The 1,147-nt window shown below is 48.1% G+C and carries 1 protein-coding gene and 1 pseudogene; both read left to right on the forward strand.

All coding sequences use genetic code 11. From position 1 onward, the window contains the following. Window positions 1–236 (forward strand): EamA family transporter (locus R7M72_RS25375; protein ID WP_318056493.1); only part of this gene is annotated, 236 nt, incomplete at its 5' end. Window positions 237–449: 213 nt separating this feature from the next. Next, window positions 450–1,147: pseudogene (locus R7M72_RS25380) on the forward strand (GGDEF domain-containing protein); the annotation flags it as partial.

Below are 1,147 nucleotides of genomic sequence, written 5' to 3' on the forward strand. Positions count from 1 at the left end.
AGATGGGAGTGACGTTTGTGCTGTGGTTGAGCGCCTTGAAGCTAACCCAAAACACGGCGCGCATCAGCAACCTGATATTTGCTTCGCCATTTATCTCGTTGATGTTGTTGGCCACCATTATTGGTGAAAAAATCCACCCATCGACGCTGATTGGACTTGTCTTAATCATCAGTGGTTTGGTCATCCAACAGGTGACTTGGGGTAAAAAAGCCAAGGCGGCGAACGCGTCGCAATAGTTGGTAATGCCCGAAAAACCTAGGACAATATGAATACGGAGAAATGAAACGAGTTGGATAAAAAAGAGAGCTCGCTAACATTTTATTGATCGAAAGTGCCTTCAGTCGCTTGGAATTGTTCAAGCGTTGGATACGATATAACCAAAGCCCAGCCGCCAAACACGGCGACATTCCTATAAATATTTGTGGGCACTTCAGGATACTTTACTAATTATGTTTCGCTTCGCTATTCCTTCACCGTTGATGACTGACTGGCAACACGCTCTGCAGCAATGCTGTGATGCCACTCAAGCTCAGGGACAACTTTATACCCTGAGCTACACCAAACAATGGCTATCCAGTGAGGTATCCACCTCGCCACAAAATCACCGCGCCATCGTGGCGATGATTGAGCAAAACTGCGCGCAATTTTCCGCGCCGCACTTTGACGTAGTTTGCTCACAATTTGATGATGAAAACCTGAGCCTGTGCCCAGTATGGCTACCGAATGAGGAGCTGTTTGCCGTTGTGACGTTGACGCACTCAACGCAGCAAAAGCAAACCGTTTCTGCGTGGCTGAGCGCACTGGCAGGCCGCATCAGTTTTGATGTTAGCCAGCATTATCATCAAGAGCTCAAACGTCATCACTCACACGCCAACAAGCCACTACCAACGCTGCAAGAATTCATCGATTGTCTGGATGACCACATCTGGATAAAAACCACCGATGGTCTGTACGCCATGACTAACCGCAGCGTGGAACAGGCGTGGAAAAAGTCTAACGATGACATCGTCGGGAAGAACGACTTTGACCTTTTCAGCGCCGAACGCGCGGAAAAATTCATTGATGCCGACCGATTAGTGGTCGCCACTGGCACACAGAACATCGTTGAAGAGTGTCGCCAAATTGATGAAAACAACAACCCAACTTG

This window comes from Vibrio sp. YT-18 (assembly GCF_033337345.1).
GTDB classification, from domain to species: domain Bacteria; phylum Pseudomonadota; class Gammaproteobacteria; order Enterobacterales; family Vibrionaceae; genus Vibrio; species Vibrio alginolyticus.